At 60.6% G+C, this 13,083-nt stretch carries 12 protein-coding genes and 1 pseudogene; 3 read left to right on the top strand and 10 right to left on the bottom strand.

What is annotated here, in order from left to right:
• Positions 1-198: 198 nt before the first annotated feature.
• The 3 genes from O4G76_RS19185 to O4G76_RS19175 form a co-directional block, all read right to left on the bottom strand.
• The gene (locus O4G76_RS19185) at positions 199-366 is read right to left on the bottom strand and encodes a transposase (protein ID WP_269398776.1); all 168 of its coding nucleotides are present in this window, start codon (positions 364-366) and stop codon (positions 199-201) included.
• A 578-nt stretch (positions 367-944) separates the two neighbouring features.
• A complete protein-coding gene (locus O4G76_RS19180) occupies positions 945-1,610 on the bottom strand; it encodes a L,D-transpeptidase (RefSeq protein WP_099278729.1) in 666 nt (221 codons plus the stop codon).
• Positions 1,611-1,901: 291 nt separating this feature from the next.
• Positions 1,902-3,194 carry a DUF5930 domain-containing protein gene (locus O4G76_RS19175; RefSeq protein WP_099278730.1) on the bottom strand — a complete coding sequence of 431 codons (1,293 nt, stop codon included), beginning with the start codon at positions 3,192-3,194 and terminating at the stop codon, positions 1,902-1,904.
• Between the two features lie 637 nt (positions 3,195-3,831).
• Between O4G76_RS19175 and O4G76_RS19170 the strand changes: the two are divergent.
• Positions 3,832-3,960 (top strand): annotated as a pseudogene (locus O4G76_RS19170) (integrase core domain-containing protein); the annotation flags it as partial.
• A 256-nt stretch (positions 3,961-4,216) separates the two neighbouring features.
• On the opposite strand, the gene O4G76_RS19165 reads toward O4G76_RS19170, so the two are convergent.
• Complete coding sequence (locus tag O4G76_RS19165; protein ID WP_099278731.1) at positions 4,217-4,726, bottom strand: murein L,D-transpeptidase family protein; 510 nt, start codon at positions 4,724-4,726, stop codon at positions 4,217-4,219.
• A gap of 66 nt (positions 4,727-4,792) precedes the next feature.
• Positions 4,793-6,979, bottom strand: coding sequence for a cation-translocating P-type ATPase (locus tag O4G76_RS19160; protein WP_099278732.1), 2,187 nt, complete (start codon positions 6,977-6,979; stop codon positions 4,793-4,795).
• Positions 6,980-7,420: 441 nt separating this feature from the next.
• Here O4G76_RS19160 and O4G76_RS19155 point away from each other — a divergent pair, with 441 nt between their 5' ends.
• A complete protein-coding gene (locus tag O4G76_RS19155; RefSeq protein WP_269398775.1) occupies positions 7,421-7,819 on the top strand; it encodes a L,D-transpeptidase in 399 nt (132 codons plus the stop codon).
• A gap of 3 nt (positions 7,820-7,822) precedes the next feature.
• On the opposite strand, the gene phnE is transcribed toward O4G76_RS19155, so the two are convergent.
• Genes phnE through O4G76_RS19135 form a run of 4 tightly spaced genes read right to left on the bottom strand, consistent with a single transcriptional unit; the run spans position 7,823 to position 12,115 of the window.
• Positions 7,823-8,581: a phosphonate ABC transporter, permease protein PhnE gene (gene phnE, locus O4G76_RS19150; protein WP_256500271.1), complete on the bottom strand. Its 759-nt coding sequence runs from the start codon at positions 8,579-8,581 to the stop codon at positions 7,823-7,825.
• Entirely contained in the window at positions 8,581-9,351 is a 771-nt protein-coding gene (locus O4G76_RS19145) for an ATP-binding cassette domain-containing protein (RefSeq protein ID WP_269398774.1), read from the bottom strand. Before O4G76_RS19145 ends, phnE begins: the two co-directional genes overlap by 1 nt.
• A gap of 8 nt (positions 9,352-9,359) precedes the next feature.
• A complete protein-coding gene (locus tag O4G76_RS19140) occupies positions 9,360-10,235 on the bottom strand; it encodes a phosphate/phosphite/phosphonate ABC transporter substrate-binding protein (protein ID WP_269398773.1) in 876 nt (291 codons plus the stop codon).
• Positions 10,235-12,115 (bottom strand): cytochrome c peroxidase, encoded by a 1,881-nt coding sequence (locus O4G76_RS19135; RefSeq protein WP_269398772.1) that lies wholly within the window; start codon positions 12,113-12,115, stop codon positions 10,235-10,237. The genes O4G76_RS19140 and O4G76_RS19135 overlap by 1 nt, the downstream gene beginning before the upstream one ends.
• 93 nt (positions 12,116-12,208) lie before the next feature.
• On the opposite strand from O4G76_RS19135, the gene mntR reads away from it, so the two are divergent.
• Positions 12,209-12,679, top strand: a complete 471-nt coding sequence (gene mntR / locus O4G76_RS19130) for a manganese-binding transcriptional regulator MntR (RefSeq protein WP_269398771.1) — start codon at positions 12,209-12,211, stop codon at positions 12,677-12,679.
• A gap of 209 nt (positions 12,680-12,888) precedes the next feature.
• On the opposite strand, the gene O4G76_RS19125 is transcribed toward mntR, so the two are convergent.
• Positions 12,889-13,083, bottom strand: a 195-nt coding sequence (locus O4G76_RS19125) for a hypothetical protein (RefSeq protein ID WP_269398770.1), incomplete at its 5' end; no start/stop codon positions are given.

The raw sequence follows: 13,083 nt of genomic DNA, 5'->3' as shown, positions 1-13,083 counted from the left end.
GGGCTCTCGACCCTGGGGGGGGACGGGCTCCCTTCCGCACCGCCATTCTACTCCATTCGCAACAGACAGGGGGGGGGGTCATTTTTGGACGCCGATCACCCCGCTACGGGGTCACTTTTCCATGCCGGTTCACAGATAGCCCATTTGGGCGCTTCGGCTCTCGAGCCGACTGACGCCGGATAGATGTTTGCAACGGATCTACGCAGCCAGGGCCATCATCGACTTGCAACGGGAGAGCCGTCCATAGAGATAGTAGGTCTGCTGGGAGATGCCGGCCTTCCGGCAGACCTCCTCGACGCTGAGCCCGTCATCCGCCTGCTTCAAGATGAAGGCGATCTGCTGTTCGCTGAACCGAGATGTCCGCATCAGTCTTCCTCGCGTTGCCTGCCCGGCAGTTTACGAGACTTTTCCCAGATCCGGCGGTCCAGTTTCCCGGAAGCAGGTCACACGTGTCTTAGATCAGAGAGCCCCAGTCAGGCAGGCGGTCTCAATCGGCGGTTACAGTTTTTCTATGTTGCGACGCTGATAGTCAGGTGCAAGGGTGCGGGCGACAGGCATGATCGCCAAACGGCAGAAGAAGGACGGTAGATGAGAATTCGATCCGTATCGGTCCTAATGGCCGGTTTCGTACTCGGTGCATGTTCGGCAGTAGTGAATGACAGTTCTGATAGTCGACAGGACCAAGAGCTATCTGAAGCCGTAGCGGCCTTGGCGGCACCCGACCAAAACCTCGCATCGGCGCGGCTGCGGTCGAGTGACGGCTGCTACTGGTATCGCCATTCCGGCCCCGTCGAAACGACAGAATTGCCGCTTCGGACAGTCGATGGCCAGCACATTTGTGTGCAAACTACCACTTAGATGCTGACAAGGAAGCTGACGGCCATCTTCTGAAGACTACTGCAGGGTCGGGGCCGGAAATACCAATGCCATATTCCGCACGTCCCTCAACTTTGGGCAGTAACGCTTTCTTTGGCGGAATAGAGGAAGGCCGTCGAATTGATCTCGACTTCTGGATAAAGCTGGTTGATGTGCGCCATCACCATGCGCACACAGCCCGAACTAGCCCGTGAACCAATGGACCGCGGTGAGGGTGTACCGTGGATCCGTAGGTAAGTGTCCCGATCCCCCACATAAAGGTAGAGGGCGCGTGACCCCAAAGCATTGTTCGGTCCTGGTTCCATCCCTTCCGAGTACTGCGCATAGGTTTCGGGATCACGCTCAATCATGGACTGTGTCGGCGTCCAGTGAGGCCACTTGACCTTGCGCTTGATTGTATAAGTACCAGGCTCGTATAGGCCACCCCGTCCAATGGCTACGCCGTACCTCATGGCTGTTCCACCCTGTTCGATATGATAAAGATACCGCGCCACGGCATCGACATGAATGTCACCTGGCGTAAGGTCGGCATTGGCAACGACCCGCTGCGGCAGAAAACGCGAATGCAAGCCCCACGGATTGGAAGTCGCCGGATCGAAGTTTGGTGGTGTCACCTGTGCATCCCAAGCGGCCTTCTCGGCCTCTGTTGGCCATGTGTTTGCGAGAAGGGGGCTCGCTATAGGAGCAGAGAACAACATGGCCGTCGTCGAAATGAAGTGGCGTCTCGTAAGCATACTTTCTCCTGATCCAGGAAGGAGCCTAATGCCGAAGAAAAGCCGGCAGGTTACTACCCTCACATAGGACCTCTACCAACTTTAGCTTCAAGGTATTGCTGGGAAAATTCTTGATGAATTCGACGAGCATGTGGCTGCTCACGGTATGGAGGGGCGAGCCGTCCCGGGTTTGTCGGAGGCTCCAGCTGACCTGATGCTGTGGGCGGCCTCTGCACCACCGCAGCGTGCGATAATTTTGCCGATGAGCCAACTATAAGGAGCGCTTTCCTTACCCTTAACCGGAGCTACAACTCAGAGAGTGTTCTGAGCTGCCCGGATATAAATCATTGGATCTACAGCCTCGCCTTTCACCCGGATCTCATAGTGGAGATGGGGGCCGGTTGAGCGTCCAGAGCTTCCCATATCGCCAATTTGCTCTCCACGTGAGACTTTTTGTCCGACCTTGACGCGGATCTTATTCAGATGGGGATAACGTGTTTCGATTCCGAACTCGTGCTGAACCTTAATGATGCGGCCATAGCCACTCTGCCAACCGGCATATGTAACCACGCCGTCTGCAGTTGAGTAGATCGGTGTGCCGACAGGCCCAGCCATATCAAGGCCCTTGTGCATTCGACCCCAGCGCGGGCCAAAACCTGAAGTGTAGCGGAATGAAGCTTGCACAGGCATAGCGAAGGGAATGCGCTCGACAGCGAGCCGGTAGTGGTTGATGCGGTCGAGCTGGTCTAGAATTCGGTTCGCTCGCAGTGTTTCGTCTGCAAGATCTGCCGCTCCCATTGTTGACATCTGGATCTGCGTCAAGGACGCGCTTTTCTGGGAATGGTCCTGATGCACGTCGCGCATCAGCTGTTCGGGTTCGAGGTCTGCCGCGCGAAACATGTCATCGAGCGGCTCGACAGGCACCGTCAACGCATCCTCAAGCTGTCCGAGGATTTCGTTGTTCCGCTCTTTCATGAGACGCAGTTCTAGATCGAACTTTTCGGTAACCACGCTAGCGTCTATGGCCTCCGTTGCTATCTGGTCGCGTTCGGCAGCCGTTTCGGCGAGTGCATTCGCCAAGAGGTCAATGGCACCGATCGACGCATCGGAAGCCTGCACCACATCGCCGGCTTCGCTAGCCTGCAAAGTGGCCAGCCGCTCCTCAGCTTCCTTTCGGTCGGACATGGTTTTCCGCAAGGTTGCTTGCAGAGCTCTAAGCCCTGTGTCGAGTTCGCGGTGGCGTTCCGTAGAAGTCAGAAGTTCGCTCTGTAGTGCCGAGATCTGCTCAAGGGCGGCGACGAAGCGTTCTTGGGCCGCTACGGCTTCTTTTCGACGTAGGTCACGCTCATCGGACAATGCATTGAGACGGCCCTCATAGATATTCAAGTCACGTGCAGCTTGGTCTCGGTAGCTCCCGGCTCCGATCGAGTCGATGAGTAAGATCGCCGTCACGAGAATTGCCCAAGAAACGAACATCCCTCCTGCAGTCCAAGCCAGCAGTTGAGCCCTGACCCCCAGACGAACAAAGCGGGTATGGTTCTCTGACTTGATAAAGAGCCGCCGCTCCGGCACGCGACGTTCAAAAGCCGCATATACACGCTTCATCGGTTGCGACGTCAATGGCTCGCCCCAGCTTGCTGCGACCATGGATGGCCGTATCTCCGCGAGACTGAGTATCGGCGCCGCCAAGAAATCGCAACGAATTTGACAGCTGCCTTTGGCAGACCACTGCTGGTTTAGCCCCCATCGGCGTTATCTTGCCAGAAACCGTCCGTATGATCTCTTTGCGGAAAAGGGCTCATCCGATCTCGCGCCCTACAATATGCCATGCGAGTCAGACTGATCGGACTCGGCGGGACCCGGGTCGAGACTACAGACGAGGATCTCGGGCGCTTGGCGGCCTGATCCGGCCGCCCCGCTTTGATCTGAACACCACTGCGTTTGCCCAAAATGGGGATCGAGCACCATCTCTTTCTGGAGTGTTGTTGCCGCCAGCCCATCATTCCCACGGCGGAAGTCCACGAGCCGCATGGGGATCACGATCGGCAGGCGCTGATCCGGCAGGATTTCGACCGAGCCTCGCGCAGCGCCGCGGCAATCTCGGCGATTCGCGCCGTCGGCGTGGAAGGCATACCCGGATCACCACGCCCCATGGGTCTCGATCTCGATCCACTTAAAGGGCGCCGCCTCTGGTTCGGGGTGGGCCAAAGGGGGAGGCTTCACCCTCAAGCTCGCCCAGCATGATGCCCGCGAAAAGTTGGAGAATTGGCGCAGAGACTACAACGAGGTTCGGCCCCACAGCGCGATCGGATATAACGTCCCGATCTACATCCATAATCCCGGTGGCGCCACCAGCCTGTCACCGGAATGAAGGCCGAAAACTTCAGAACCCGGCGGTTCAAGGTTGGGTCCCAGAGCACAAACCCGCAAACTCTCGTAATGACCGAGGGACCGGCGGGGAGCAGCTCATCTTGCATATGGTCTCTCCCCCATTCTTGAGGCTCGGCACCAGCCAATCTGGCGCAACCCTCGAACGGAGAATGCCGTGGGAGAGGCCACTGACCCAGTCAGCTCACTGCCCGATCATGGGGTCTAAAGCCTTTTAGCGGCGTCGCTTTGCCCGATTCTTAGGCGTATATGTCGATGGGCGTCCCGATCCGCACCATGGCGTAGATTTCTTCGATTTGACGGTCCGACACCGCGATGCAGCCTGCCGTCCAGTCGCGCTTGTTCATGGGATCGATCCCGCGCCTTGGGCCGCCGTGAACAAAGATATCCCCTCCGGGAGATCGACCCTGCGCCTCCGCGAAAGCAATGTCTGCCTCATTCGGATAGGAAATGCCGATGGAGAGATGAAAGAGGCTGTTGGGGTTGCGCCGGTCAATTGTGTAGGAACCTTCAGGAGTGCGACCGTCTCCCTCGAATTGCTTGTGGCCTTCGGGCGCGAAGCCGAGACCGATGGGGTAACTTCGCACTATACCATCAGCACCGTCCAGGATCAGAAAGCGTTGCGCCTTGTACATCCGCAGCCGGATGACTTCGGCTCCATTGTCAGATCTGAATTTGCTGGCACAGCCCGACAGAACGGCGGTCAATCCGCCCGATAGAAAGGCTCGCCGCAGAATTCTGGTATTCATCACTACTCGACGCCTCATTTGCGAGGTCTGGTTCGGTTGGAACGCTACTCTACCAAAAACGCCGGATCAATGACCATGCGCCAGTGCACCTTTCGCCATCTGGTCGCCCACTCGTTCACCGCCCGATGGGCTTTCCTTGATCCGGTGGCCATTCAGAAGCCGCAGCGCATTGGCCACCACTAGCAGGGATACGCCCACATCGGCGGCGATCGCACCCCACATCGAGGCCATGCCAAATGCTGTCAATCCGACAAACAGGGCCTTGGCTGCCAGTGAGATGCCAATGTTCTGATGAATGATCGTCATGGTCCGACGCGAATGACCTATAAGCCATGGCACGCGATCGATATCGTCGGTCATCAGCGCGATGTCAGCCGTCTCGATGGCCGCATCCGATCCGACGGCACCCATCGCGATGGCATAATGTGCCCTTGCCATGGCCGGCGCATCGTTCACGCCATCGCCGATCATCGCCACCATGTCATGGTCTGCGACCAGTTCCTCGATAATCCTCACCTTGTCCTCTGGCAGCAGTTCGGCACGCACCTTGTCGATGCCGACCTCGGCAGCTACCGCGCGGGCGGTGCGTTCATTGTCCCCGGTCAGCATGACGATTGTCTTCACGCCCCTCGCGTGCAGTTCCGCCACGATGCGCTTGGCATCAGGTCTGATGCGGTCGCGCAATTCCAGAATGCCGGTCACGCCTGTTTCGTCCCCTATAGCAACGAGCGTGCTACCAGCCCCTTCGATCCGATCACGGAGATCTGCCGGAATGCAATTGCTGAATCCTTTCTCGCCGGCGAACCGGTCCGAGCCAAGCCAGATGGAGTGCCCGTCGGCGCGCCCTTCCAATCCTCGCCCCGGCACCGTTCGTGTCTGGTCCGCTGCCGACACGTCGATACCCTCGGATTCGGCGCGCGCAAGGATGGCACGGGCCAACGGGTGCGACGAACGCGCCTCCAGTGCCGCCGCTCGCTTCATCAGGTCATGCGCCGAGGCATCGCCCAAGGGGTAGACTGCTGCCACTTCGGGCTCGCCCATGGTGATCGTTCCGGTCTTGTCCATCGCGAGCGCCGTGGTGCGGCCCGGCGCTTCGACATAGGCGCCGCCCTTGATGAGCACCCCCGCTCGTGCCGCAGCGGTAAGCGCCGCCACGATGGAAACCGGCGTAGAAATGACCAGCGCGCAGGGACAGGCGATGACCAGAAGCACCAGCGCATTGTAGAACCAGTAGTCCCAGCCCCCCCCCAGGAGGATCGGTGGCAACAGCGCAATGGCGATCGCCAGCATCATGATAATGGGGGTGTAGATGCGTGCAAACTTTGCAACCCACTGTTCGACCGGCGCGCGGCGCGCGTGGGCATCGCCGACCATGCGGATGATTTTCGCCAGCACAGTGTCCGAGGCGGCCTTCGTCGCGCGAATGGTTAGCGTACCCTCACCGTTGATCGTGCCGGCATAAACCTCGTCGCCGCGCTCCTTGGGCACCAATGCGCTTTCCCCGGTGATCGGCGCCTGATCGACGGCCCCTGCCCCGTCCACGACTTCACCATCGAGGGGAATACGGTCGCCGCCGCGCACGATGAAGCGGTCGTTCACGGCGACCTCTGCCGCTGGAACATCCGTCTCGATGCCGTCCGGTCGGATCACCCGCGCCGAGGGCGGTGCTAGATCCAGCAGGGCCGACACCGCGTTGCGCGCGCGTCCGACGCTCCAGCTTTCGAGATAAAGAGAGAGAGAGAAGAAAAACGCGACCGTAGCAGCCTCAAAGAACTCACCGAGCCCGATGGCGCCGACCACGGCAACTACCATCAGCAAGTTCATGTCAGGAGAAAACCGTCGCGCAGAAGACCAAGCCTTGGGCGCAACCAGCCAGACCCCAAAGAGGATCGCAACAGCAAACAGCCCCGCTTCCACCAATGGCATCGTCATTTCACCATGCCCTGCGAACAGCCCAAGCGCGCCACCCATTCCGGTCTCAACGATGTGATAGAGAAAACCCGCCGCCCAACAGCTGCCACTCAGTGCGGTGAAGCGCTTCTGACGTACCAGATGCGCCGCCTGGTCCTTCGCTGCGTTGTCTGCATCCCACGGCTTGGCGCTCATCCCCGTGCTTGTGACGAGCTGCGCAACTTCGTCGTCCGAAATTCTGTCAGCGGTGTCGAGGATCGTCATTCGTCCGTTTATGACATCGAACGCCAGATGCTCAGTCCCGCCGACCTTCGGACCAACAACCCTGTTCAGGATCGCCACCTCTTCTGCACAGTCCAGACCAGAGACCTGGAAACTTCGTCCGTTCGAGGGAATGGGATGTGCCGATCCCGTGTTGGTGCGAACACCGCAACACGCACTACCCTCTCGATGAGAATGTTCATGTTCGCTTGAGTCGTCGTGGGCGCGATCATGGCGGTGGTCATCAGAAGACATGGATTGACCTCGGGATTCGTTCATTCCACATCAGAATAGCCCCTACAGCAACTAGAGCTTCAAGGGGTAAAACAGTATTTTCGCTCAGCAGGGAAACCGACCGGCGGCAACTTCAAACGCGCCGCTATCGTCAGATAATGGGGTTCACCTGCCAAAAGGGTGAAATGGATATGCTTCAACGGCCCGCGGTGATCATGGTAACAACACTGGCCCTTGCAGGTTGTGCTGCGCCTACGATGGAAGACAATGCTTAGTCCAAGATCGGCAGTGTTCCAGAAGCTGTCGCTGTCCTCGCCGCGCCTGACCAGAACCGCATCACGGCGCGCCTTCTTCCTGAAGATACTTGCTATTGGTATGAGCATAGTGGGCCGGAGAGAACGACCTTGGAGCCGTTGCGATCGACAAGCGGCAACCCCATCTGTGTCGCGCGCCAATCCTGATTGGCCCATCGGCATTTCCTATCCCAATGAGGCCGACATCGCGTTTGCGGAAGCGCTTGGCCGACCTCCCGGAAAGGACATTTTCATCCATGGCGGCCCGAGACCCGGGGTCGACCCCATGGATGTCCGCGATTGGACGGCAGGCTGCATCTCGGTGTCGGACCGTCAGATCGAAGAGATCTACGCCATGGTGCGGAATGGGACGCCCATCGATATCTACGCCTGACGATCAGGCAAAGCGACGGCGCAGCGCGACGTTGATGGCCTCGATGGCAACGACCATGACGATGACTGCGAGCGTCACACTGGCAGCCTTGTCGTATTGAAAAGACCGCACGTAGGTCTGGATGTAGAAGCCGATCCCGCCTGCACCGACGATGCCGAGGATCAGCGACTCGCGCAGGTTGAGCTCGAACCGGAAAATCGTGTCACGAGCAATAACCGGCGCCATTTGGGGCCAGATCGCGTGCCGAAGACGCGCCAGCGGTCCAGCGCCCGCGCTTTCGAGCGCCGCGATGGGCGCACGGGAAACACCGTCAATCGCTTCGGCATAGAACTTGGCGAGCATTCCGGTCGCATGAAAGGCAACGGCGATGATGCCGGGCAGCGGGCCGAGGCCGACGGCACCAACCATGAGCATCGCCACAAGAATCAGAGGTATCGCCCTGATGAAGGCGAGAAGTGTTCGAACCGTTCGATAGAGCGGCGGAGACACCATCGTTTCGGACGCAAGAATACCGAGCGGGGCCGACAGGACCACCGCTCCCAGAGAGCCAAGGATCGCGATCCTGAGCGTTTCGGCGCCGCCCTTCATGATCTCCCTCATCACGGTCGGATCAGGGGGAAACATCCGGCCGAGAAATTCTGCGATCCGGGGCCCGGCCGACAGGAGACGCGAGAACTCGACGTCGGTCGTCATGAAAGACCACAGAATTGCACCGGCGACCAATGTGCTGGCCGCGAAACCGCCGAACCCGCGAAACCGCATCAGGACACCGCTCGCAGACCGACACCGGGCATCCGCTCTGTGTCCCGGTATAGGTTCGCAGTCGCCTCCTCGCTCAGGTCGGAGGTCGGGACATCGAAGACGATCCGCCCACCGCTTATACCTACGATGCGTTGCGCGAAACGCCGCGCCAGATCGGGCTGATGCGACGAGAACATCGCCGTTGCGCCGCGCGCTCGTGCCGCGCCTGTCAGCAGCGTCAGAATCTCGGCTGCCCGGGCGGGGTCGAGACTGCTTACCGGCTCGTCTGCAAGGATCAGTCGCGGCTCCTGCGCCAGACAGCGTGCGATGGCAACGCGCTGCCGCTGTCCGCCGCTGAGACTGTCGACTCTGCGCTCGGCGAGATCGGCGATGCCGCAGTCGGCGAGCGCGGCAAGCGCAGTTTCCAGATCATGCGAAGTCGGCGATCCCATCAAGGCGCGCAAAGGCGACATGCGCCCCAAGCGGCCATTGAGAACGTTGCGTAGGACCGTGGACCGTTCGACCAGGGCGAATTCCTGGAACACGAAGCCTGTGTCAGGGCGTCGCGCGCGCAGAGGCGGTCGATCGGGATCGAGCGACGCTCCCAAGACCGAAGTTCGCCCTTGCCAGCCCCGGAGCCTACCGTCGAGCAGTGCCAGGAGCGTCGTCTTGCCCGCACCAGAGGGACCGAGCAGAGCGATGCTTTCCCCCGGGGGAACGAGCAGAGAAATCCTTTCCAGAGCCGGAAGATCCGAACCCGGATGGGCAAAGCTCAGGTCGTCGATCTGCACGGCCGGGCTCATTTCAATAGTCCGTATCGCCTTGCCAAGTCGCGCACACCTTCGTAGGCGGCGGGATCGGCTCTGACGTATCCATCTGGCCCATAAAGAAAGCGCAGTTTGTCGCGGTGCTTTGGCTTGTTCAGCATCATCATGGCATCGACGAACCGCGTGCGCAGGCCAACGTCCAGCCCTGGCCGAGCGATCACCACGTGGCTGGGAATGGCATCGCTCTCCGCGATCCAGGTCACCTGCGACTGCTGCTCCGGCGTGAGCAGGAGATCGGCATACTGACTGGCGCCTGCCGCCGCGACCAGCCCTTCGGCCATCGCCTGCATTGCCTGTTGATAGCCACCCGCGAAGAAGACCCGTCCGAAGAACGCGTCGGCGGCCTCCGGGCGGTCGATCAGCCCCGCGCGCTCGAACTCGGCAAGCGGGTAAAGATAGCCCGACTCCGATATCGGATCGGCGAAGGCGATGTCCCTACCACGCAGGTCGGCGAGCGACTGGATGCCGGCGTCGCGGCGAACGAAAACGCGGCCGGTGTAACTCGGATCACCGCGGTAGACCTCGGACAGGAGCGGGATCGCGTCGATCTCGGCCTCGGCCAGAACAAAGGGCAGCGCCCCCATGAAGGAGATATCCGCGTCACCGTTCCTCAACGCCTCGACCGCGGCGGCATGGTCGATGGTGACGAAGCCCTCGACAGGCACGCCGATCTGCTCGGACAGCCAGCCTGTGATGGCCTCGATATCCCCCAGCAGCTTGTCGGGATTTTCCTGCGGAATGAAGGCAAGGCGTAACGTATCATCTTGCGCGGCAAGGGGCGCCGCCAGAAGCACTGTGCTTGCTCCAGCCATGGCCAGAACGGCTCTGCGGTTCAGTTTCGTCGCCATCAGAAGGCCCTTTCGTCAATCGCGTTGGCGTCGGACTTGAACGCGCTCCAGCTTGCTTCCGCGGCCGCCCAGTCCTCGTCGCGCACCGCAGCGCCGACTTCCTCCAGCCCTTCGGCCAGCGCGTAGACATCGGGGCGGGCGGCAAGGTTGGACATGGTGCCGGCGTCGGTCGCGAGATCCGCCGCGACAGTGTCGACCAGCAGCAGGATATGCTCCGCATCCCGTTGTGGGATCAGCGTGTCGAGTGTCGAGGCAAACGTCGTGAGCTCGGAAAATGCCAGCCGGAAGGCTGTGTTTTCGCTGCCGAAGGCCTCATAAGGCTCATCCGCCGCGCCCACAGCTTCCAGATAGGCCGTGAGGTCGTCACGATCCGCCTCGGTCAGCCCAAGCGATTTCGTCTCGTCGAACCAGTTCACGACAGCCGCCAGTGTCGGCAGCGATCCGTCGTGGAAATAGGGTGCTGTATAGACGGTGCCGAGCAGCGTTGGGGTATCCAGTGCACCGGCACGAGCGCCTTCATAGACCTGCGCGACTGAGCCGATGTCGTGTGCCTGACGATCCAGGAAGTTCGCGTCCGGGACATGACAACTGGCGCAGGAACGGTCGCCGAGGCCTGCGAAGGGACGGCTGAAGATCGCCTCGCCGCGTCGAGCGGCCTCTGGCGCGGCACTGGTAAGCCTACCATCGGCTGTCAGCATGGCGTTGGGCAGAAAGTCGAATTCGAGCATGTAGGCGACCAGCGCGTCCAGCATGAAGGGCGTCGGCTCCTCGCCGCCGAACTCGTTGACGATCACGTTGCGGCTGAAATCGCGCAGGGAAGCGAAGCGGCCATCGCGGCCATAGGGTCCGGTGAAGCGCAGTCCGCGCAGGCTCGGAATATCAATCGGGTCGTCGCGCCGGTCGTTGAAGATGGGATTGAAGAATGCGCCATCCACGTCGATCGCACCGGGCTGGTGGCTGGCGCCGGGGATGAAGAGGCGCTGGTTCACGTCCGAGCGGTTGTGACAGGTCGAACAGGCGATTCCGATATCACGCGCGGGACTGCCGAAGATCTGCGCGCTGTCGAACAGCATGTCGCCATAGGCGACGAGTGGGAGGTCCGTTTCATCTATGCCCTGCTCCTCGAAGTTGAGCACAAGCAGCGGCAGCGGGTCCTGATCGAAAATATCCGAGCCGGGCGGCAGGCTTGGCGGCACTTCGACGGAGCGGCCACTCAGCACCGCTGTTTCCGGTAGAGCGCTCAGCGTCCGCCGCGTCGTGAAAGTGTCGAGGAGATAGTTGTCGGCGAGATAGTCCGAGATGACTGCGCGCGCGGTTGCCATTGCTTCGGTGGAGGTAGGTGTCGTGCCTGCGCCAAGGAGACCGGGAGAACCCGCGCTGCTGGCGAGTTCCAGCCATGCGCGGCCGATACGCCTCGAAGCTTCGGGATCGGCGGCGGCGATGCCGTCCGCGAAGGCGCGGTAAAGTTCACGGGCTTCGCGCACGGCCCGCTGCGCGGTCGCCGGGCTTTCGGCCGCAATGGCCCGATCCAGCTCTTCTTCGAGCCTAAGCGCGATCAATCGCGTCGCCTCGGCGAAGACCGCATGCCGGTCCTCGCTCGAGATAGCATCCATGAGCGTGTCAGGCTTCACGTCGCTATCTTCATCCAGACGCGCCAGCGCGCCGAACGAGAAATCCGAGTTGCGGTGGGGTTCAGACCAAGCGGCCTCTACGTCGTCCCAGGGCAACGGCTCGAGATTTCCGAGGAAGAGTGTCAGCCGATAGGCGGCCGCTTCGGGAAGCCAGGGCGCCTCTTTGGCAGGAGTCGCCAAAGCAGAGCCAGAGAGGGCAAGCGCCCCTGCAAAAGCGGCAAGCAACAATGCAGGAAATCTCGAGGTCACAGCGTTCTCCGGTCTCAAAAGTTAGCCGACGCTAACATATATAGATAGTGCTAACAAGTTGTCATTCCCGCCAGATCGCGGCAATGTCCGGGCATGACGAAATTGCAGATACATGGACGTGAGGCGTCCGACGCGAGCGACAGGGATGCCAAGGCGCAGGCGGAAGGCTTCGCGACCGTGCGCCAGGCGCATGAGAGCGAAATGGCCGAAGACTATGTCGAATTGATCGCCGAGCTGATCGAGATTCAGGGCGAAGCGAGACCGGTGGACATCGCCGAGCGCCTGGGTGTGAAACCCCCCACGGTCACCAAGAACATCTCAAGACTAAAGGAGGCAGGCCTCGTTTCCCGCGAGAGGTATAGAGCCATTTTTCTCACCCCTGAGGGACAGAAACTGGCAGGGGCCTGCCGTAGGCGTCACCGTATCGTGGTGGCGTTTCTCCTGAGCCTTGGGATCGATGAGGAAACGGCGGAACGGGACGCCGAAGGGATCGAACACCACGTCAGCGAAACCACTCTGGAAGCCTTCGAGGCGGTGGTGACGCGCGCTCATGAAAAGCCTTGACCTCGCGGTTCCGACTTTTGCCGGCGACCAATGGACGTCTGCGGAGAACTGAGAAATCCATGCGCTCTCCAAGTCCAAAGTCGTCGCTTACGAAGGATCGTGGCGGAGCTCCGGAGAGATGACATGCGCGATCCTTGAATGGGTCGACCGGCTCATCAACCGCCGCCCGGTCGAGCCTGTCGGCATTGTCCCTTCAGCGGAGGCGAGCACTACGCTGCTGTCGAAACATCGAGCATGGCCACGTGGCTGAAGCAAACCAGCCCCCCGGAAGTCTGACGTGGTTCATGCCGCGATAATGTTGCGGCCACGAGGACTGCTTTGCCAAGCAGGTCGGCGGCAAGGCCGCTTGAAAGGCGCGTCTCTGGAAGCCGAAGCATCGGGTCGACCAGCAGCTGGGCGACCCG

This window comes from Limimaricola sp. G21655-S1 (assembly GCF_027213785.1).
GTDB lineage: Bacteria > Pseudomonadota > Alphaproteobacteria > Rhodobacterales > Rhodobacteraceae > Limimaricola.
Note: the sequence above shows the minus strand (reverse complement) of the source record. Positions and strands in the feature narration are given on the sequence as shown.